Source organism: Kosmotoga sp. DU53, from assembly GCF_001639905.1.
Taxonomy (GTDB): Bacteria; Thermotogota; Thermotogae; order Petrotogales; family Kosmotogaceae; genus Kosmotoga; species Kosmotoga olearia.
In genome coordinates this window covers 67,619-89,055 of the sequence record NZ_JGCK01000061.1, presented here as the reverse complement: position 1 = coordinate 89,055, position 21,437 = coordinate 67,619, and the positions used below count along the sequence as shown (strand labels likewise).

General features: G+C 42.2%; 21 protein-coding genes. 6 read left to right on the top strand and 15 right to left on the bottom strand.

Annotated elements, in window-relative coordinates; translation table 11 throughout:
- The first annotated feature begins 1 nt into the window (after window position 1).
- From DU53_RS08325 to DU53_RS08300, 6 genes are read left to right on the top strand one after another with little or no spacing between them, the layout of a single operon-like run.
- A complete protein-coding gene (locus DU53_RS08325; RefSeq protein WP_063728358.1) occupies window positions 2–583 on the top strand; it encodes an NUDIX domain-containing protein in 582 nt (193 codons plus the stop codon).
- Window positions 544–1,416 (top strand): 4-(cytidine 5'-diphospho)-2-C-methyl-D-erythritol kinase, encoded by an 873-nt coding sequence (gene ispE, locus DU53_RS08320; RefSeq protein ID WP_063728356.1) that lies wholly within the window; start codon window positions 544–546, stop codon window positions 1,414–1,416. Before DU53_RS08325 ends, ispE begins: the two co-directional genes overlap by 40 nt.
- Window positions 1,406–3,091 carry an NFACT family protein gene (locus DU53_RS08315; protein ID WP_063728354.1) on the top strand — a complete coding sequence of 562 codons (1,686 nt, stop codon included), beginning with the start codon at window positions 1,406–1,408 and terminating at the stop codon, window positions 3,089–3,091. Before ispE ends, DU53_RS08315 begins: the two co-directional genes overlap by 11 nt.
- On the top strand, window positions 3,088–3,960 hold the full coding sequence (locus tag DU53_RS08310) for a hypothetical protein (RefSeq protein WP_063728352.1): 873 nt from the start codon (window positions 3,088–3,090) through the stop codon (window positions 3,958–3,960). The genes DU53_RS08315 and DU53_RS08310 overlap by 4 nt, the downstream gene beginning before the upstream one ends.
- Window positions 3,961–4,013: 53 nt before the next feature.
- Window positions 4,014–4,871: a rhomboid family intramembrane serine protease gene (locus tag DU53_RS08305; protein WP_201030037.1), complete on the top strand. Its 858-nt coding sequence runs from the start codon at window positions 4,014–4,016 to the stop codon at window positions 4,869–4,871.
- A gap of 9 nt (window positions 4,872–4,880) precedes the next feature.
- A complete protein-coding gene (locus DU53_RS08300) occupies window positions 4,881–6,218 on the top strand; it encodes a hypothetical protein (protein ID WP_063728351.1) in 1,338 nt (445 codons plus the stop codon).
- 13 nt (window positions 6,219–6,231) lie between these two features.
- Here DU53_RS08300 and DU53_RS08295 read toward each other — a convergent pair whose 3' ends face one another.
- From DU53_RS08295 to DU53_RS08225, 15 genes are all read right to left on the bottom strand, one after another.
- Window positions 6,232–7,392 carry a type III PLP-dependent enzyme gene (locus tag DU53_RS08295; RefSeq protein ID WP_015868919.1) on the bottom strand — a complete coding sequence of 387 codons (1,161 nt, stop codon included), beginning with the start codon at window positions 7,390–7,392 and terminating at the stop codon, window positions 6,232–6,234.
- A 167-nt stretch (window positions 7,393–7,559) separates the two neighbouring features.
- Window positions 7,560–8,516, bottom strand: a complete 957-nt coding sequence (locus DU53_RS08290) for a GAF domain-containing protein (RefSeq protein ID WP_015868918.1) — start codon at window positions 8,514–8,516, stop codon at window positions 7,560–7,562.
- On the bottom strand, window positions 8,513–9,172 hold the full coding sequence (locus DU53_RS08285) for an ABC transporter ATP-binding protein (RefSeq protein WP_015868917.1): 660 nt from the start codon (window positions 9,170–9,172) through the stop codon (window positions 8,513–8,515). Before DU53_RS08285 ends, DU53_RS08290 begins: the two co-directional genes overlap by 4 nt.
- On the bottom strand, window positions 9,165–10,268 hold the full coding sequence (locus DU53_RS08280; protein ID WP_015868916.1) for an FtsX-like permease family protein: 1,104 nt from the start codon (window positions 10,266–10,268) through the stop codon (window positions 9,165–9,167). The genes DU53_RS08285 and DU53_RS08280 overlap by 8 nt, the downstream gene beginning before the upstream one ends.
- Window positions 10,265–11,449, bottom strand: a complete 1,185-nt coding sequence (locus tag DU53_RS08275) for an LCP family protein (protein WP_015868915.1) — start codon at window positions 11,447–11,449, stop codon at window positions 10,265–10,267. Before DU53_RS08275 ends, DU53_RS08280 begins: the two co-directional genes overlap by 4 nt.
- 7 nt (window positions 11,450–11,456) lie before the next feature.
- Window positions 11,457–12,173: a hypothetical protein gene (locus DU53_RS08270; RefSeq protein WP_015868914.1), complete on the bottom strand. Its 717-nt coding sequence runs from the start codon at window positions 12,171–12,173 to the stop codon at window positions 11,457–11,459.
- Window positions 12,142–12,777 (bottom strand): bis(5'-nucleosyl)-tetraphosphatase (symmetrical) YqeK, encoded by a 636-nt coding sequence (yqeK, locus tag DU53_RS08265; protein ID WP_015868913.1) that lies wholly within the window; start codon window positions 12,775–12,777, stop codon window positions 12,142–12,144. The genes DU53_RS08270 and yqeK overlap by 32 nt, the downstream gene beginning before the upstream one ends.
- The gene (locus tag DU53_RS08260; protein WP_015868912.1) at window positions 12,755–13,036 is read right to left on the bottom strand and encodes a DUF503 domain-containing protein; all 282 of its coding nucleotides are present in this window, start codon (window positions 13,034–13,036) and stop codon (window positions 12,755–12,757) included. Before DU53_RS08260 ends, yqeK begins: the two co-directional genes overlap by 23 nt.
- 11 nt (window positions 13,037–13,047) lie before the next feature.
- A complete protein-coding gene (locus DU53_RS08255) occupies window positions 13,048–13,341 on the bottom strand; it encodes a hypothetical protein (protein ID WP_161484779.1) in 294 nt (97 codons plus the stop codon).
- Between the two features lie 40 nt (window positions 13,342–13,381).
- A complete protein-coding gene (locus DU53_RS08250) occupies window positions 13,382–14,323 on the bottom strand; it encodes an alpha-amylase family glycosyl hydrolase (protein ID WP_063728347.1) in 942 nt (313 codons plus the stop codon).
- A gap of 57 nt (window positions 14,324–14,380) precedes the next feature.
- The gene (gene fusA, locus DU53_RS08245) at window positions 14,381–16,444 is read right to left on the bottom strand and encodes an elongation factor G (protein WP_015868910.1); all 2,064 of its coding nucleotides are present in this window, start codon (window positions 16,442–16,444) and stop codon (window positions 14,381–14,383) included.
- Between the two features lie 19 nt (window positions 16,445–16,463).
- Window positions 16,464–18,140 carry a phosphodiester glycosidase family protein gene (locus tag DU53_RS08240; RefSeq protein WP_015868909.1) on the bottom strand — a complete coding sequence of 559 codons (1,677 nt, stop codon included), beginning with the start codon at window positions 18,138–18,140 and terminating at the stop codon, window positions 16,464–16,466.
- A gap of 16 nt (window positions 18,141–18,156) precedes the next feature.
- The gene (locus DU53_RS08235) at window positions 18,157–19,458 is read right to left on the bottom strand and encodes a pyrimidine-nucleoside phosphorylase (protein ID WP_015868908.1); all 1,302 of its coding nucleotides are present in this window, start codon (window positions 19,456–19,458) and stop codon (window positions 18,157–18,159) included.
- Window positions 19,455–20,708 carry an ATP-binding protein gene (locus DU53_RS08230; protein ID WP_015868907.1) on the bottom strand — a complete coding sequence of 418 codons (1,254 nt, stop codon included), beginning with the start codon at window positions 20,706–20,708 and terminating at the stop codon, window positions 19,455–19,457. The genes DU53_RS08235 and DU53_RS08230 overlap by 4 nt, the downstream gene beginning before the upstream one ends.
- Window positions 20,709–20,711: 3 nt before the next feature.
- On the bottom strand, window positions 20,712–21,431 hold the full coding sequence (locus DU53_RS08225) for a response regulator transcription factor (RefSeq protein ID WP_063728345.1): 720 nt from the start codon (window positions 21,429–21,431) through the stop codon (window positions 20,712–20,714).
- Window positions 21,432–21,437 lie beyond the last annotated feature (6 nt).

Sequence of the window (21,437 nt, the reverse complement as noted above, 5' to 3'; positions counted from 1 at the left end):
AGTGGAAGAAAACGTTCTGGTAGTAAAAACACAGGCTCTTTCAGACATTCTCACGGAAGAAGGTGTACTTAAGGTAAGCGAAGAGATAATTGAGTCTAAGTTGAGAGAATTCGGCAAGTTTTTACCTCGGAATGCGGCAGAGTTCGATGAAAATTACCGGCAGATAATTCCCTATGTCGTCATGATGTCGGAAGGTAAGGTGCTGTTGTTACGACGTACAACCAGACAGGGAGAAAAAAGGCTTCACAACAAATACTCTCTTGGTGTTGGCGGACATATAAACGATACCGATGCTTCTTCCGATCTATGGGAAACCTTTAAAAAAGGGATGGAACGCGAAATAAATGAAGAAGTAGAAGTCGAGATAAAAGAATTGAAGTACATAGGATTGATAAATGAAACCTCAACGGAAGTCAGCAGGGTACACCTGGGGATTGCCTATGTAGCAGAAGTAGAGTTTTTCGGTCTCAGAGAAGAGGATATGTTTGAAATCCAATGGATTCATCCTGATGAACTCTGTAAAAAAGATTGGGGACTTGAAGGTTGGTCGAAACTGGTGTTGAAAGAAATAACGGGTTGTTAAAAGCTTACGCCAAATTAAATCTTTACCTCGCTGTTGGGCCGAAGCGTGATGACGGTTTTCACGAGCTTCTCACGCTTTTTCAAACGATATCACTTTACGACGAACTGTTCGTTGAAGATAGGCCCATACCTGGGGTATTGTTTGACAGTGATGCTAATTTGAAATGGAGTCCTGAAAACACCATATACAGAGCCTGTGAACTCTTTGAACAACTAACAGGAAACAGGCTTTACTTGCGTATATTTCTAAGAAAACGAATACCATCAGGCGGAGGGCTGGGTGGCGGAAGTTCTGACGCAGCCACGATTTTAAGCTTTCTAGCCTCGAAATACAGGGTCGATGCCAAAGCGATCTACGAGATCTCCAAAAAAATTGGAAGCGATATTCCCTTTTTTTTGAGGGGCGGCACCGCCATCGGAAGAGGCCGTGGAGAAATACTGGAGTATTTGGAAGGATTAAGCGGCTATCGAGTCTCACTGATTTTCCCGAATGTTTCAGTTCAAACAGCGTATGCGTACAAACTCTTAGACGAAAGAGGAACGAAAAAAATTCTGGATGATGGCAATGTTTATAAACTTTATGAAGCTTTCTTAGAGAAAAATTACAATAGAATCAGAGAATTATCCAAAAATGACTTTGAAAAAGTCGTTTCTGAAGCTTTTCCGGAGATTAAAGGAAAATACGTGGAGGCAATCGAATCCCTGAAAGAGGATGCAATAATGGTAAGGATGTCTGGTTCTGGAAGCACGTTATTCATGCTGTACCCTCCTGAAAGTAAAAATGGGGAATATTCTTTTCTTCCAGCGATTGGGGGAAAAAACGATGACCTTTGATGGTGTTATCCTCTACAAAGTTTCAAAGACCATGACAAAAATCCAGAACGAGTCTCTGAGGCAGGTTTATCAAAAGGATAGATGGAACTTCTTCTTCAAGTTTCGTTCCGGGATGTTTCAGATCTCTCTACACCCGGAATGGACGTTCCTTGTGTTCAGAGAGAGGTTCACTCCAGGAACTTCAGATTCATCTAAATTTCTTCAGTTTTTGAGATCCAGGCTCACTGGTGCGGTACTTCGGAGTATCGAACAACACGGGATGGACAGGATATTGTCGCTGGATTTTGAGAAGAAGACACCCTTCGGGGAGAAAGAGGCTTATCGGTTAATCGTCGAACTGATGGGCCCCAATTCAAACATCATCGTTACCGGTGCCTCCGGTATAATCCTTCAGTCGTTCAAACCACGTGTAACAAAAAACAGAACCCTGTTACCCGGCGCCCGATACATCTTTCCAGACAAAAACGGTGTATTGATAACAGATCTGACTAAAGAGTCACTGGAAAGCTTAATCAAAAATTATTCAGGAAATATTGAAACTGCTATTATCAAGAATATTCAAGGTATCTCAAAAAAGACGATCAGGAAGATTTTTGAGCTTTTCGAGTTGAATCCTGGAGAACTTGAATCCAGGAATGGGAGTGCAATAATCTCACTATGGAAAGTCTTTGAAACGTTGAAAAAAGAGCTGGAAAACGAGGATGTTTATGTAATCCATCGTGATGATTCTTCAGAGATATCTTTGCTACCGGACAAAAGGTATCCCTGTGAAAAAGAGTCCGTAAACACCGCTATCATGATGGTAATCGAAAGTTCCAGATTGCATAGAGAAATTGAATCAAAAAGGGCTCTTCTATTAAAAAAACTGCAAAAGGAAATCGGCAAACTGGAAAAGCTACGAGATAAACTTCTTAGGGAGAAAAGCCAGGTAGAAGATTATGAGGATTACAGACGCCGGGCAGAACTATTGACCGCGAATCTATATCGCTTGAATGAGAAGCGAGAAACCGTTGTTCTGGAAGATTGGAATACCGGGGAAGAGATTGAAATAAAATTGGATTCCAGATTCACTCCGGCACAAAATGCACAATCCTTTTTCAAATACTACGAGAAAGCGAAAAGAAAGATCAAACAGGTAGAAAAGAGGTTAGACGAATTAGAAAAAAAACTGGGATATTTCCTGGATTTGAAAGAGATCCTTCTGCTGGCGGAAGATGAAAAGGATTTTGATGCCGTTAAAGAAGAGATGGTCCACACCGGATTGATAAAGGAATCCCGAAAGCGAAACAAAAAGCCTCCCATCAGCGGGCCAAGGATTTTCAATATAAACGGCTGGACCTATCTTATAGGGAGAAACAATCTTCAGAACGACCTTCTGAGAAAACAGGCCGCAAGAAATGATATCTGGTTCCACGCACGAAACATACCGGGTGCTCATGTTATACTGAAAGTGTCAGGCAGAAAACCATCAGAAAGGGAATATCTTTATGGTGCAGCTCTCGCTGCACGTTTTTCGAAAGCCCGTTATTCCAAAAAGGTAGAGGTTGACTATACAGAAGTTAAAAATCTCTGGAAACCCAAAGGGTTTGCCCCGGGAAGGGTGCTGTACAGAGACTTCAAAACCATTACGGTCGATCCAGAAACTCTGGACGTCGGAGAGGTGAAAGAAGAGTGATCAGGGTTCCCGGATATTTGTTTATCCTCGGTGTTTTTTTCAGTTATGCTGGACTGCTTTTTGAAAATCAGGGACTTGCTATAACCCTTGTAGTAATAGGTATAGTGTTGAGTCTGTATATATGGCACGTTCTCGCCTGGAATAGAGATAAACACCTTGAAAATTCGTTGAAAAAGGGTGTTATCAAAGAGGAAGAACTTTTCAGCTTTGGTTTGAAAAGAAAAGCGGTAGTTTGGGCAATTTTCTACTCCCTCGTATTTTCAGTGATGAATCTTTCGGGGATTGTATCGGCTCAACTATTTGTATCCAATATTGATACCGTACAAAATATCTCGCCGGAAGAATTGGTGGGACTTCTTGGACCCGAATATATGATTGCCTCCTCCGTGTTCATGATTTCGGCGATCCTGACCTTGATAATGTACTTCAAACTTCTGTCCATAACCTTCAACGATGAATTCAAGATGCAATCCATTGAAAGCTTGCGAAAGAAAATCCCGATGATTTTGAGGAGCCCTTTGTCCATACCCATGGCTGTTGTATTCACGATAATCACGTCAGGCCTTTTCAGCTGGTACATCAGATATAAACTCATGAGAATTCAGGTTCTTTACTTTCAGCTCGATAGAAGCTTTGAAGAAGCTAAGGCACAATATGAAACACTTGAACAAGCCAGAAAAGAAAAAGAGAAAAAACGTCTGGAAAAAATAGCTAACATGAATGAAAAGTACTCAGAGATGCTAGCAAAGGAAACCGATCCTCATGAAAGAAAGACCATTATCGCACAGTTGTTTAAAGATCTCGGTGACACAAACCGCGATGATGCCATTCGAATCATCTCCGAGATGACTCAAAAAAGATATAATTGATGAGAAGGAATACAAAAAACTTATAAGATTACTCAGATAAGGTGGATAAAAAGATGCGAATCTCAAAGCGTACAAATGCTACAATAATACTTATAATCATTAACCTGGCTGTTTATTTTTTCGTCTTTATTCTATCCCACTCCAGAAGAACTATTGATCTGTACAATCTGATCCTGATCTACGGTGGTATAAGCCGCGGTGCATTGTTAAGAGGTCTTTTTTATACCCCTTTGACCGCGCTCTTTTTGCACGGAAACATGCTCCACATTCTTTTCAACATGTATGCCTTGTTTCAGCTTGGATATCTTGTTGAGGGAATTTACGGCATGCGGAAATTCCTCATTTTCTATTTCGTCTCTGGAATAATTGGAAACCTGACGGCGGCCACAATGACCCCTTACATAACCATCGGATCCAGCAGCGCCATCTTCGGATTGGTCGGGGTGCTTTTTGCCCTCGGCTTTAAAAAGGATACACCTGTTGTGTTGAAATCTGTTACAGGACTTTCTCTGCTGCCTATTATTCTCTTAAACCTCATGTTTGGTCTTATGATACCCAATATCAGCAACTCCGCTCACGTTGGTGGGCTTATCGCGGGAAGCCTGCTTGGGTGGTTTATTCTGCCACAGTATGCCATTGTGAGGAAACCTCGTGTAAGCCGCGTGAAACAAAGATCACCAGAGGAAATCGCCAGAGATATACTGCTGAAGTATGTCCCCATACTCAATGCCCTTAAAAACTCTCAGCAGGATAATAGGGAGATTGATGAAAGAACCGTGCAAATCGCCCAACTTAGGAAAGAGCTCAGCGAATTGGCAGATTACGAACTGGCTTATAAGGTCCTTGGGGATCTTTACAGGCGTAATCTGATAACGGATGATGAATTTGAAAAGCTCAGAAAATTCATTTAGGAGGAAAGCATGCTAAGAAACTTTCTCCTGACTTTTTTATTGAGTGTTATGCTTTTTGGTTTCGCTTTTGGAGAAAAGAAATACATTCCCTACAACCCATCTCCATCGGATAACGAGACAATCGTTCCCATCAACGGAGAGGTAACCCTTAGCTGGGATATATCGAACCCTTACAATAAAACCATCAGTTACCTTCTGGAAATAGAAGACGGAGATGGCAAAAAGAGTTACAGACTGAAAGAGAACCATTTCAAGCTCGCGGTTAGCCCTGGAAAAATTTATCGCTGGAAAGTAACGACCATCGTATACGATAAAACCTATCCCGGACAGTTCTGGAATTTTACCGTTCCCCTCCAAATCTCATCCTCGTTTGGAACAGCTGGCTGGGATTATTTTACAACCCTTGAGTATGCAGAAAAAGACATCTTCCGGATCGTAATAAAATCTCTCGAACCGTATAAAAAATCATTTCGGGTGATCCGAATAACCTCTGCGGGCGAAGAACTTGGAGAAACTACGTTAGAAGCCACGAATTTCGAAGTCCTGGCAATGAGCGGCGACCGTTTCTTCGGTGCAATTTATGATGAAAGCGTTTACCTACCGGCGATGATAAAAGACGGTTTGGTAAATATCCTCACGGATAAGAAATATTCTCTATTGAAAGAGCCTAAACCTCTCGGTAACAACACTTTTCTTATTCTTGGAAAAACCCAGGATGGTACTCCTGTTCTACAAAAATTGAATCTCACCGGTTCGTCAACCTCTTCGATTATCAAACTTCCCCCGCTGGAACCAGAAACCCTGTCTTTCAAGAATGATCTAACAGTTGTAGCAGGTTTCATTAAAAAAGATTCTGAAATCCTTCCTGCAGTCACGGTTCTGAAAGGCTATAAAATCACCCGTTACCTTGAACTACCGATGATCGGACGTTTCACCGATGCTTTTGTAACAAAAAATGGAATATATCTCCTTGGAGAAATTGACAGCCCATTTGACCAGGATAACGATCTATTACTTGTGAAGCTTGACCCCATGGGGCATCTTCTATGGAAAATCAGTATAGACAATGATGGAGACGATATTGCAGGAGATATCAAAGTCTTCGGAGACAATGTTATCGTGACTGGCTCGGTTTATCGTGATAAAGACTACGACGTATATCTATTCAAAACAGATTTAGACGGAAAATCAAGGTATGTTTATTATACGGACTCGGATACAGATGAGTTTGCCTCTGAGCTATACATTGGAACATTGGGATATCATATCTTTGGCTGGAAAAACACTCCGGGTAAGAAAAGCGATGTCTTTATGAGATTTATATATAAAGGTGCTCTCGGAAAATGAAAAAGAGGAGCTTTTAAAGCTCCTCTTTTTTTACTCTCTTTTCCGTGAATTCGACAAGTTCGTCCACAAAATATATCCTGGGGGGTTCTATTCCGTTAAAGTGCGTCCCGTATTCCGTGGTATAAGCACCGGCATTCAAAAAGTAAAGGATATCACCATAACTGATGCTTCTAGGTAACTTGATGTCATCGTAGATCGTGTCCACTGAATCACAGCTTGGCCCAGCAAGGTGGAAGGTTTTCAAGTTGTTGTCTTCCACGTCGGTGATAACTTCGTACCTGAAATTCTCGATGGTTTCCGTTAACCCATGAAAAACACCTGCATCTATATACAGCCAATCTTCGTTTCCTTTTTTGCTCTTCAATATCACACTCGTCACCATTATACCGGCATCTCCGACCATAGACCTGCCGGGTTCAATGAAGACCTCGAGGTTCGGAACAAATCCGAGATACTTCTCAATGGAAGCGTTTATACAGGCGGCAATCTCTTCTATCGATGGGATTTCCCGTACATGCTTTACGGGTATCCCTCCACCGAGATTCAGCATCCGCAGGTTAACTCCTTTGGCCCTAAGAGCCTTGAAGACCTTCGAGGCGTCCTGTATAGCCGTCTCCCAATTCTTCACGCTGTAATTCTGCGATCCCACGTGGAAAGAGACCCCGTAGGCGTCAAGCCCGAGCCGCGAAGCATATTCGAGTATAGAAATCACGTGCTCCACATCGGTGCCAAACTTCCGGGAAAGGGGCCAATCGCTATCGGCTCCACTTGTGGCAATTCTTCCGTAAACCTTACTTCCAGGAGCGTGAGCGGCGATCTTCTCAACTTCCATTTCGGAATCAACGGCAAAATATTCTATCCCGACACTATGCGCATAAGCTATATCTTCAACTTTCTTTATTGTATTCCCGAAGCTCAGCTTTTCCGCTGGAACATCAAGGGAAAGTAATTTCTCTATTTCCCCTCTTGAAGCAACATCAAAAGAACTGCCAAGATCGCGAAGAAGGGAAATTATTCTTGGATGAGAGTTGGCTTTAACAGCATAAAAAACCCTAACATCCTTTATGTTCCTAACCAGATCATAATAATTTTTTTCTACATATTTCAGATCCATCACGAGAAAAGGAGTCTGGAGGACCCTGGAAATCTGTCTGATTTCATTGGTGAGTTCCACAAAACATCCCTCCCCGGCATAAGCAGGTGTCGGGAAATTCTATCATCTTTTTTTCGTATAATTTGAGAAGATTTGATTTCTCATTTTCGCAATCAAGGTTAAATTAAGATTACAACAAACTACAAACACACACTAAATTTATTCCATGAAATGCAGCACCAAACCGATCATTGATTGTCTACAAGTAACTTACAGATCTTCTCAAGAAATTCGCTGTCAGCATCAGTAAATGCTCCAATACTGTGGCTGTCTATGTCCAATTCTCCAATGACTTTGTTCCCTTTCAAGATTGGAACAACGATTTCCGATTTCGTTTTAGGACTGCAGGATAGATAATTTGCTTCTCTGGAAACATCCGGGACAAGGAACAGGGCTTTTTTCTCAGCGGCCTGACCGCAAATTCCCTGACCAAACTTGATCCTCACATGTTCCGTTGGTTCCCCGACAAAAGGACCGAGTAACAGGGTGGCTTCGTCTTCATCGGTAAGATAAAACCCGGTCCAGTTGTAATAAGTAACGTAATGATCTAAAAGTTTCACAATGGTTTTCAGCTTTTCATCAAACTCTTTTTCTCTAATCTTTTCGGAAATGACGTTGAACAACTTTTCAAAGCGCCTTTTTCTTTCTTCTACTGGCATCTCAAGCGTTACCTCTAATTCGGAAAACCTTCTGAATTCGAGCATACTTTCTATGATGAACTCCCCGAGATTTTCGAGATTTCCCCTTTGCAAGTTTCCAACAAGATCTACCATTATCACATGCCCTACAGATGTGGGAACAAACATCCTGCGCTCGTAACCGAGAGCTCCCATAACAAAAACAACAAAATCTTCTCTGGAAAGCTCCAGTTTGTCGGACAATTCATCTATGCTTTTGATAACGTGTTGTTTGACTTTTTGCTGGCACTGCTGCCAGTTTTGACGCAGCATATCGAGGGAACGCCGTTCAAGGCTTTTGAGGCGTTTCTTTTCCTCTTCTTCGGTCAAGGAATGTTTTATGAGGTATTCTTCAAAAATCCTTGGATGATTCTTCTTGTACTCTTTCCAGAACTCAAACCAATCCTCCTTAGGATATGTAAGTATTTGAAAAAACTCCTCTGAAAAATCCCTGAATATGCTTCTCATTGTTGCACCTCCCAGAGTTTTCCTTCTCTTAATTCAAGTACTCTGTCGCATATTTCTAGAGTTGATAAATCGTGGCTCGTAATCAGCAGCGTTATCCCCCTGGCTTTAACCTTTTTAAAGAGTTCCAATATTCCCTGCTTGTTATGTTCGTCCACGCTGCCTGTTGGTTCATCGGCTAACACAAGCTTCGGGCTCCCAACAACAGCCCTTGCTATCGCCACACGCTGCTGCTCTCCAACCGAGAGTTCCGAAGGATAACGCCCTTCCAGGTCCTCTATATGCATTTCCCGCAATAACTGGCGTATCTGTTGAGGATCCGAACGACCTTCCCGTAGTTTCAGGGCTATTTCTATGTTCTTGTAAACCGTCAACTCAGGAATCAGGTTGAAGAGCTGGAAAACGAAACCAAGTCTTCTTCGTACACTCAACGTCGTGTTCATGGACGAATAAACATCTCTTTCCTCTATAAAAACCTTTCCGGATTTCGGCTTCAGAAGCCCTCCGATTATGCCAAACAGCGTTGACTTACCGGCTCCGGATTTTCCATAAATACCCACAATACCATGGTGCTGTATGGTCAGATTCAAGTTCTCCAGAACCTGAACCTTCCCGTAATTATGACCCACGTTTACTATCTTGAGCAGTAACTCACTCATATCTCAGTACCTCCATGGGATCGATCTTCCCGGCCATCCTTGCAGGAATCATCGAAAATACGATAGCCAGAGAAAACTCAAAAATCACAGCGATCAACACATGCAAGGGTTCTATCTTTACCGGTAAAGATGTGGTGTAAAAAATATCCGAAGGTAACGGTATTTGTATCTTCGAGATGAGATAAGAGATCATCACGCCAGCACTAACTCCAATCGCTGAGCCAAAGGTTGCTATATATGCTACCTGAAACCCAAAAATCGCTGAGATGCTTCTCGAAGATAAACCCAGCGAGCTCAGTACCGCTATTTCCTTCTTTCTGGTAAGCACCGAATAGAGTATTGAATTGGAAACACCAAATCCTGATAGGAGAACGACAAAAACAGTGATCAACATCGCAAAAAATTCATCCATCTTCACCGCTTTATAAAAACTCTGATTGAGTTCCTGCCAGGAATAAACAACGAAAGATGTATCCTTCTCGATCCTTCTCTTGAACTCACCGGCTTTCATCGGATCAAGTAAATAAACAGCAGTAAAATCAAACAGATCTCCTCGTATCACACACACAGAAGAATCGAACTGATAAATTCCCGTGTTTAGGGTCCCAACCACTGTATACTGCTTCGAAACAGGCTCTCTCCCCTTATAAGAGTACAACAGAATGATATCTCCAATCGTCAGCGCAAGCTTTTCCATTATCTCTTTGCCAAGAACTATTTCACTCTCTGCAAGTGGCATTCTGCCATCCTGAAGAAACCGGTCGATATATCTCAATCCATCCTCATTTGTGGTATAAACAAAGCTTCCCGAAAAGTTGGTCCCCATCGATACCACACCTTCATGTATTGAAAGAGGAAAATAGGTAAGAAGCTCATTTATTCCTGAAGGAACGTAATCAGGTGAATCAACGAGAAGATGAGGAAAAAATGAGGTTAATGACTCGATCAACAGTGAATCGAAACCGTTGATAACCGACAACACCACGATTAACCCGATAAGCCCTATCACTATGGCTAAAAACGGCAAAACAAAGTGTTTTCTGTTTCTCGAGCTGAAAGCTCTCGCAAGTTCTAAACTAACAGAAAGATTTCTCATTTACCGCTTACCCCCAAAATAACAATCGCATCGTAACCACTCTTATAAAAACGCCCTGAAGCTAACCATCGAACAACCTCAAAATACTGCTTCAGGCCTTCCAGTTTGTATACCCTGAAGATCTGAGCATTATGGAATGGATGCGCTTTCCGGAAATTCTCCAGAACATCATCTTCTCTTGAGTTTATGAATATATAAGACTTACGGGGTATGAAATCTTCGAGAGGAAGTTCATCGGGAAAAACGTCAATATCGATTCCCGTCCTCGTTTTCCACTGTCCCGAGACAATCTCGGAAAAGTTTCCAAGAGCTCCCTGATATCCCGGTATGTTGTTAAGAACAAGGATCCTGGGATCGGCTGAAGAATTCTCAGAAGCATGATCCACCATCCCGATGATGGGAAAAACATTTCCCTCTTCATCTATTTTTACCGGAAGCCTTGAAAAATGTATCTGCCTCTCTCCGGATAAGAATCCAATCAACATCTTTACAACCGATGGAAAAGAGAAGTCCAATTCAGTCTCACTGAAAACAAATCTAACAGCCTTCAGAAGCTCTTTAGGCGGTAATGATAAAAGCTTTCTTAGAAGTTTTTCTATCACTTCACGCTGACGTTCTATCCTGCCAAGATCACCGGCACTGTCATGGCGAAATCTCGCATACTTCAGAAGGTCTTCTCCTTCGAGAAAGTAAACCCCCGGTTCAAAATGAATGTGAAGGTCCTGCTGAAAATCATCGTAATGCATCGGATTATCAATCTTCACGGGAATAGGACCAGTAAAATTCGTCAGTTTCACGACAATGTTGAAATCAACAATCACATACCCTATACAATCCATGTTCAAAAGGCCTTCGACAGTCTTCAACACTGTCGAAATCCCATAATTGTTGTACAGAGCATTTATCTTGTGTTCTTCACCATCCTTGACAACCAACGTGTCCCTCGGAATGTTGATAACCTTTATTCCTTCGCCTTTGTAAAGCTCTACCGCCGCTATAAAATCCGTTCTACCGCCAAAGGAATGTTTTCCACCTGAATCTATCCCCAGGACAAGAAAAAAGCCATCACAAGCTTTAGCCTGGAAATCATCCGAAGTCAAGAAGGTTGAAGACATCAACAAAACAAAAAACGCCAGGAATCCGACGAGTACGATCAAACAGGTAAGCTTTGAAAATGCCATTTAAACCCTACCACTCCAGAATCTCATTTTTCAGTTCTTTAATAGACTCAGTAGATATATAGAGAACCTTTTTCGGTTCAGCATTATTCACATAGACCTGTATAGGGTGATCAGTGAGGGTTTCGAGCTTGAATTCGTAGAAACGGGAATTTGAAACTCTCTCGATGAAGGCAGCAATACCCTCCGCAGTTAAATTTGTTTCAAAACCAGCGTCCGATAAAATCTTTCTGTATTTGTCGAGTTTCCAGTAATCCGAAAAATTGAATCCTCTTCTTGAAACACCATCCAGAAAATCATCAAAATTATCCGCGAAAAAACCAAGGCTATTTGACAGATCCTTTAGAACTGTATCATCCAGACTGAAATAAAAACTGATATCCGCCTTTATTCCAAGCCAGTTGTAAATAGCTCTCATGACATCCGACAATGATTCCTGTTCTCCGAGAATTTCTTTCTGTCCTAAACTAAGGTACTTCGGGAACTTAACCATAAATATCTTCCCGTTGCTCCTTGTACGCATCAAAACGTAACTTTCGTTTCCACCAATGCTTTCATCGACGTGAATGAGATAGTCAATTTTTTCTGCTTTAAAGGTTTCGCTGTTTTTCACGCGGTAGGTTTTAAGAACAAAATAACCGCCAACTGCCAGTATCGCAACAACTACAATAAGGAATAAAGCGATTCTCGAAGCATTATTCTTTCTGCGAACCCTTATTGCCGCCAAGGGAAACACCCCCTAAAAGATAGTTCCATGTCATGGCCAGCTCAACCGGGATGAACAATCCACTTTCGACTGCCCATTTCACTTTCAATCTTATCACGTTCTTAAAGGCTTCTTCCAGATCTTTCTTTGCGATGGTACGTATAATCCTGGCACTTTCAAAGGATCTTCCCTCTTCTGCCATATCTGCCACCATGAGGATCTTCCCAAGAATAGAGAGACCGGGATAACCCGTAATATGCCAGTAAACCGCCTCAAAGATTTCATCATCGACGTCAAAATGCTTTTTCAAATATATGGCAGCCAATTTCCCGTGAAGAAGGATGGGCTTTTTTTCTTCTATATCTGAAATATTTATTCCATAATCTCTTGCCATACTCAGCAGTTTTTCACTGCTTACATCCCTGAACATGTCATGTGCCCAGGCAGCTATATCAGTCTCTTGAATATCGACTAAGTATTGCCGGGCAAGTTCTCTTGACAGTTTCGATACTCCTTTTATATGATTCAATCTCAACGGGGTGCAATACCTGTGAACCTTTTCTTTGAGTACATTCAAAATTTTTTCCGTGTTTTCTAAGTTCTCACCAGACCTCGCTTTCAACATTGATTACCTCCAGACCGTTCCAGTTTATAATTCTCGATTCTACAGACTCAAAAAGCGCATCTATCTCTTTTCTCGTTCTTGTTATCATCCCCACCGAAATCTCGAGCCAGTCCCTGGAATCATGGGCACCCGTCTCTACAATCGATGCATTAAAATTCTTCCTGAGATCGTTTATCAATCGTTTTACAACGCTTCTTTTCTCCTTCAGTGAATTTATGGCGTAAAGTTTGATCTTATAAGTGGTATATCCAAAATGCACAAAATCACCTCTTAGTATATGACTCTCGAAAGTACCAGAGGTTTTGAATTCAGGGCTAATCGCATCTCATGGTTTCTAACCTTTAGATGTACGGGACTATCGCTCAAATGTTCCATGTAATGAAGAACCCCGGATCTTTCGGAAGTTCGAATTGCTATTTCCCTTTCCTCGTTACCGAAATTGAATATTGCCAGAACCTCACTACCATTGTAAAAACGCTTCAGTAAAACCACATCGCGGTCTTCAAATGATAATTCCATTTCGCCGTACCTCAACGCAGGTGATTTACTTCTGAGCTTCAGCAACCCGGCCAGAAAATCCCTGAACCAAAGGTTCTTTTTTTCATTACAATGGAGGATAATCAAAAATATCCGGTCGGGAACCCTTGAGATATTCCTGACCATTATATATCAGGGGAACCCCACGAAGCATGAGCATAAACGCCGTCCATTCCAAGACTTCTTCGACTCCCAGCCTGCCTGAAATCCTTAGTTGGTCATGGTTCTCCAGGAAACGTAACTTTACAGCATTTTTGGGCGAATTCCTATGCTGATAATTCAAATAGGAAATATAATCCATCAATGGGATCTTTTTCTCGAGATATTGAAGAAAGTTTGTAAAACCATCGTAATCATATGTGATATCGAAAGCCCGGTACATTTCATTTTCGTAGCCTTCTGAAAGCCATAAAAAATCGGGCTTTATCATGGAGATTTCATGCCTTGCCTTCAACCAAAAACTGAGAGGAACCAGATCGGCCACATCACAACGATAACCGTCAATGTCAAATTCTTCGACCCAGTACCTCAAAACGCTTACCATGTAATCAACCAGTTGCTGGTTGTGATAGTCAAGGTCATAAACATCCTCCCATTCGGCTATCTTGCGACCGAATTTTCCCTGACCATCTTTCAAGATCCAATCCGGGTGTTCCCTCACTAAAACAGAATCACACGCGCAGTGATTCATCACCATGTCCATAAAAACCTTTATACCATACGAATGCGCTGTTTTTACAAAAACACGGTAATCTTCTTTGCTTCCGAGTTTTGAATCGATCTCAAAATAATCTCTTACCGCATACGGAGACCCGGAAGCACCTTTGCGATTCTCTATCCCAACAGGATGAATAGGCATCAACCAGATCGTATTAATTCCCAATGATTTGAGTTCAGACAGAATTCCAGAGATATTCTTAAAGGCGCCTCCCCCTTTGTCCACAAACATTCTTGGAAAGATTTCATAAATCGCTAAGTCAAAGGCCGTAACCTGCGTATCCTTTGCCATTTTACCTCCCAAAAAAGGGGGCTCTATCGCCCCCCAAAATCGTCTTCTTTGTGCTTATTAACCGTTTTCTTGCTCTCTTTCGCGTTCAACAATCACTTTTTGCTGAACATCTGAAGGCGTCTCCTGGTAACCGGCAAATTTCATTGTGAAATAACCTCTACCGCTGGTTATGGAGTTCAACTTGTTGGCAAAATCAAGCATTTCTGCAAGAGGCACCTGCGCAAGAACCTTCGTGGTACCTTTCCCCAATGTTTCCATCCCCATGGGGCGGCCTCTTCTGGATGTGACTTCACCCATCACGTCTCCAGCATTATCATCCGGAACGAAGATTTCAACATCCATTATCGGTTCAAGAATAACAGGGTTGGCTTCAGCCATTCCTTTTTTGAAGGCCTGACTTGCAGCAATCTGGAATGACATATCGGAAGAATCGACTTCGTGGTAAGAACCATATACCAGGGTGACCTTAACGTCAACTACAGGATAACCAGCGAGGACACCCTTTTTCATGGCTTCTTTAACGCCCTTTTCAACCGCAGGGATGTAGTTCTTTGGTATAACGCCACCGACTATCTTATCAACGAACTCGAAGCCCGCTCCCCTTTCAAGGGGTTCTATCTCTATCTGAACGTGTCCATACTGTCCATGACCGCCGGTCTGTTTCTTGTGCTTGTACTCGGCAACAACCTTTTTCCTGATGGTTTCTCTGTAAGCTATCTTTGGTTTTCCAACTTCGACATCCACAGAGAAAAGTCTCTTGAGCCTGTCGATCATAATATCGAGATGCAATGACCCCAGCCCGGAAATGACCGTTTCACCGGTCTCAGGATCGTATTCCCAGTTGAAGGTGGGATCGGATTCGGAAAGCCTGGACAATCCGTTGCTTATCTTGTCGATGTCTGTTTTCGATTTCGGGTGTATTGACTTGGAAATCATCGGTTCTGGCCAGTTGAGAAGCTTGACCTTAAGTTGCCTGTCTTTATGAGTTACGGTGTCTCCAACAGCTGATTTTTTGAGCTTAGCTAGCTTTATGATATCGCCAACAGAGGCTTCCTCTAGTTCAATATCCTTGGTACCATTTGGTGCCAGAATATGACTCACCTTTTCCGTGGATTCTTCGTCAACCACGACTATGCTATCTCCCGGTTTAAGGATTCCCGAGATAATCTTGATAAAGGTCAACTTACCAACAAACGGATCAACAACAGATTTGAAGATGTACCCGGCAAAGGGTTCGTTTTCAACCGGGGATATTTCAATCTCCTCACCGCTCTGAAGCTGCGCGGGCCATTTCCCACCTTCAGCAGGATTCTTGCCAAGATCAACGATGGTCTCTAAGAGCCTATCTGTTCCTATGTTCTTTAGAGCCGATCCAAAAAGAACGGGAATAATCTGATTGTTTATATAGGCTGTTTTTAAGGCCCTTTTAATCTCTTCCGTTGTGATTTCTTCGCCTTCAAAATACTTTTCCATTAGTTCTTCATCGGTTTCTACAATGTCCTCAATCATCCTGGTTCTCGCTTCTTCATATTGATCTTTTAGATCATCAGGAAGCTCCTGAACCTGCGGTTTGCCATTATCGTAAATGTAAGCCTTTCCTTCGATCAGATCAATTACGCCTTTGAACTCCGCGGCTGTCCCTATGGGCAACTGCAGAAGTACCGGACTTCTCTCGAAGGTTTCTTTGATGTCAGAAAGAGCTGCTTCGTATTCCGCTCTGTCTTTATCCATCATATTGAAAAAGACTATTATTCCCTTGCTGAGCTCTTTGGCAACAGCCCCGAATCTTTCCGATTGAATCTCCATCCCTGCTGTAGCATTTAGAACCAGCAGAATATTCTCAGAAGCATAGATACCGTTCACAGTTTCGGCATGAAAATCCGGCATACCGGGTGTATCAACGATGTTTATTCTGGTATTTTTGTACTCGAGCCCTGTTACGCCAAGGGAGAACGTCGCCTTTCTCTCTTTTTCAATCTCTTCGTTATCGGTAACGAAGATTCCCGTTCTGTCGATCATTCCCACGTTAAAAAGCAAAGAGTCAACGAGATGTGTTTTTCCTGAACCATGATGTCCTATCAAGGTTACGTTTCTTTTGGCTTCAACTGGTACTTTCCCCATTTCTTCCACCTCCAGAACTCTATTTTTGACTTATAACTATTCCCACAGGAACGACGGGAACACCCGAAGAAGGAGAGCTGAAAACCTCTCCTTTGAAAACCAATGCGGACGATTTCCCTCCATCCACACACATGAGATATTCAAAATTTTTGTCTGTAAAGAATTCTACCATCTCTTTAAAAGTTAATCCATAGCTCTTCATCTGGTAACCGTCTATTATCATGAACATCAAAGTACCGCTTTTTGTGATCCCTATTAGTGTTCTTGGAGCTCTTATATCGAGAAGAGAAGAGGAATAGAAACTCTTCTCATATTCTGTAACAGGTTTCCCGCGCGAAATAATCAGCGGTCCCCCTTCTATGGCAAATTTCAATTTTTCGTTAAAGGAATTGAAGAACGTAAATTTAACCTTCATTCCTGGTTCGAGTTTTTCTATCTTCTCCATGGCTGCTGGAGAAAAGAGGATAACACTTTCATTACCTTCTATCTGTTCCTTGTAACCAATACTACTGATGGTTTCACCATCAAGAAATGCATACACATAGTCCTCGTGATACGGCAGTTTCCCGGAAAATTCCCTTGTATAAACAACCACAGAACCACGATAGGGTGTATTCACTCCTTTTACCTGAAGGGTAACATTCCCAATTGATAGGAAGAGGAGGGTATCAAGCCTTCCTATTCCCATCTTTCCATCCTCTGTCTGGAAAAACAACGGCCGTTCAAGGGATGGTAAGCTGATTAACTTCCCATCCTCGATGAGTAACCCGATAGGATAAAAGCTGGAGGGATCAAAATATCCTCCGTTTATCACCGCAAAAGCATCGTATCTCTTTGCCATGGACAGAAGAGATTCCCCGGAAGGAATACGCCCATTTGCAAGCACTGGATGTATATCGAATCTTTCGGGATCAAGTTCCAAAGCAGTTAATATTATCCTTCTCCCGGAAACATAATTTTCGAATACACCAAGAAAATATCCTGCCCCCGAATCTTTCTTTAGTATCCTTCCGAGGCTCCATCTACTGTTTACGATGAGTTTATTCTCCGAAACCTCAACGGAAAGATCTGACCACGAAGCTGTATTCATATACAGCTTAACATAGTTGGTTCCTGTAAAGATTTGGCTGCCGGGAAGTTCAAGCTTGTCCCCTTTAACAGCCGGCTTTATGGTTATTACTAAGGCGCCACTGGTGGTATGCCAATAACTGAACATTTCAGGGAATGCAGGTCTGTCCAGATAAAAAACAAGCCCCTGCGGAGTTTTTGATATGTTCTCGATTTTAGGTGGAACATCGTACACGATCATCGTTTTTTCGGTATCAACACAATTCAGGTTCAATAGTGTGCATAAAAAAGAGAGGCTAACGTAATTCTTATCGTCACGCTTCGTTGCCGCATTATGGAATTTGCTACCAAACTCCACCGTTGCGGAACCATCAACCAATGAAAACGTTACCAATGAATTCCCCGGAAAAAATATGAAGAATTCATCAGAATCCTCTGCTTCTGTGATTAAAATGTTGTTATATAGTCTTCCAAGAGAATCCACAGAGATAAAGATGTTGTCATAACTCTGGAGAACGTCATTGTCAGTTATTTTCAGGGTTCTATTCTCGAGAGAAAAAACAACATCCTTACCAATCGAGATGACCGCACAAAAAACGAGAAGAATTATTATAACTGATCTGCGCATATCTTACACAAACCCCTTAAAAAATCTCATGTACCAGAGATGGTGGTTCAATTGGAGCATCAGAAATCTTGTACGCTTCTAAAAATAGTTCCTTTGCTTTCTCTGCTTTCTCTTCATCATTGAAATACAGACGAGCAATGGGATCACCCTTAAGTACCCTATCTCCAAGCTTCTTGAAAACCTCTATTCCCACAGCATAGTCGATTGCATCTTCTTTTTTCGCACGACCAGCACCGAGAATCATCGAGGAAATTCCCACCTGCTCGGCGTCTATATAAGAAATATAACCATCTTTTGAACTTAAAACTTCCATCGTTCCCTTCGCTGCAGGAAGCACCGATTCTGGCGAGTCAACGACTGATCCATCCCCGCCTTGAGCAATGACAAAGCTTCTGAATTTCTCCAGAGCTTCTCCAGATTCCAGAACATCTTTTACCATCTTCTCTGCTTCCTCTGAAGAAACTCCTCTGGCGAGTTCTATCAGTCTTGCGGAAATGAGCCTGCACAACCTATCTAAATCTTCGGGCCCATTCCCTTTCAAGGTCTCTACGGCTTCTTTGACCTCCAAAGCATTACCAACCATCTTTCCAAGAGGCTGATTCATATCACTGACAACAGCACCTATTTTTCTTCCATACCTCTTTCCAATATCTATCATCGCCCTGGCCAGCTCCGTTGCTTCCTCAATGGACTTCATGAATGCACCGGTTCCAACCTTAACATCCAGCACTATCACATCAGAGTGAATGGCTAATTTCTTGCTCATTATACTGGAAGCTATAAGAGATATCTCATCAACCGTAGCTGTGACATCCCTCAAAGCGTAAAGCTTTTTGTCAGCCGGTGCCACTGTCGCTGTCTGACCCGCTACAACCAATCCAACCTCGTTTGCTATCTTGAAGAATTCTTCCTTCTTTAAAGCTGTTCTGAACCCGGGTATAGATTCCAGCTTGTCTATGGTTCCGCCGGTGTGACCCAATCCTCTTCCGGAAAGCTTGGCCATGGTTAAACCAGCTGCAGCTACAATGGGACCGACAACAAGGGTGACTTTATCCCCAACACCACCTGTGGAATGTTTGTCAACCTTTATTCCGTTGACTTCACTTAAACTGATTTGATCGCCGGATTCCAGCATTATCCTTGTCATATCAAAGCGCTCTTCTGGAGTCAAATGGTTGAAATACACAGCCATCAACCACGCTGATACCTGATAATCCGGCACTTCCCCTTTAACATAACCTTCAATAAGAAACTTCAATTCCTCATGTGAATTTGGTAATCCATTTCTCTTCTTCAAAATAACATCATAAGCTCTCATTCTATCACCTTCTTAAGTGGTAATCTAACTTTAAACGTTGTCCCATTTCCAAATTCACTGTCCAGTGAAACCGTTCCACCGTGTTTTTCAGCGATCAATTTAACTATTGCAAGCCCTAAACCCGTACCTCCCATTTTCCTTGACCGTGCTTTATCAACCCTGTAAAACCTCTCAAATATGTGTTTTCGAGCTTCTTCGGGAATACCAATACCAGTATCCTCAACTTCCAGCACTGCATAATTATTCGCTGTATAAACACGTATCCAGACTTCTTTTGGTCCGTGCTCTTTTACAGAAGTATATTTAACGGCATTATCAACAAGATTAAGCGTCAGCTGCACAAGCCTGTCAAAATCCCCCTCAACGAAGACTCCACGTTCCATGTCTTCATAAATTGATACTCCGAGTTCTTCAGCGAGAGGTGACACAATTTTTATAACGTACTCTCCCACCTCAGAAAGTTCAACGTCTTCCAGAACGAGTTGAATATCACCGGCCTCGAGTTTTTCAAGGTCCAGCAGATCGTTTATCAGGCGCGTCATACGAGCAGATTCACCCTCGATTATTCTCAGAAATTTTCTGACAGTTTCTTCATCGCTCAAATCGTACTCAAGCAGGGTTTCGGCGTAACCATGTATCGAGGTTAATGGTGTTCTCAATTCGTGAGAAACGTTAGAAACAAACTCGCGCCTCATGAGTTCCAGGTTTCTCTCCATCGTAATATCTCTGAGAATGAGCAAACAATGAATCTTTTCACCATAGCTAACCGGAATAGCTTTGCATTCATAAAAACGTCGTTTGGGATGAAAAATCGTAAGATTCGTCTGCTGAACCGAACCACTCTTCACGGCATCTTCAAGTAGATCAACGATGTAATAATTGTCGATTATCTCGTTCATCTTCTTTCCGAGAAGGTCCTGGGATTTCACTAGTTCCTTGGCCGATTTGTTTATAAATTCAACTCTACCTTCAGCGTCTGTTATGAAAAGAGCATCACCGAGATTATCGAGCACGTTTTCCATATACTTTAATTTTTCTGAAACACGCTTAATCTCTTCTGTTTTATCTCTAATAAGTGTCCTGACTGCATTGTAAATTGCAACAGGAGAACGGGAGCCGGAAATATTCGCGAGCTCCGCGAAACGCTTTATAGTTTTTTCATACCTGACATACACCACTTTAGTCCGGTACAGAAGATAAACTAGCAGCGCGGAAAGCGCTGCCAGAATTATAACAAATACCGTCAACAAAAATCAGTCTTCCTTTCCAGGGTCTCTGAATTTGTATCCTTTACCCCTCACTGTTATGAAATATTTAGGATTGGAAGGATCCTCTTCGATCTTCGTTCTCAGGCGTCTTATATGAACATCAACAGTTCTGGTGTCACCATAGTAATCGTAACCCCAGAGTTTGTCGAGAAGGACATCCCTGCTGAAAACCTTACCTTCATTCTCAGCGAGGAATCTAAGGAGCTCAAACTCAAGAGGTGTTAAATTGACCAGTTTCCCTCTGACTCTCACTTCATACTTCTCAGTGTCTATTTCAAGGTCTCTTGCCGTTATCTTCTTAGGTCTCTCTTCCTTTGCCTGAACGCTCTGCTGGATCCTTCTGAATATAGCCCTTATCCTCGCTAGAGCCTCCCTGACACTGAATGGCTTCGTAATATAATCGTCAGCACCAAGTTCCAACCCAAGAACCTTGTCAAACTCTTCGCTTTTAGCACTGAGGAATATCACAGGAGTATGTCTGTGTTTTTCCGTACTCCTCAGGTTTCTTACCAATTCAAAACCGTCCATTCCAGGAAGCATGATGTCTACTATGAACATGTCAACATCGTTGTCCTCTACAATTTTGAGAGCTTCCTCGGCATCATAAGCCTTTAAGACATCATATCCCTCTTTCTTGAGGTTGAAACTAAGAAGCTCGACGATCGATGGCTCATCATCAATTACCAATATGTTCTTTTTGGCCACTCTTTC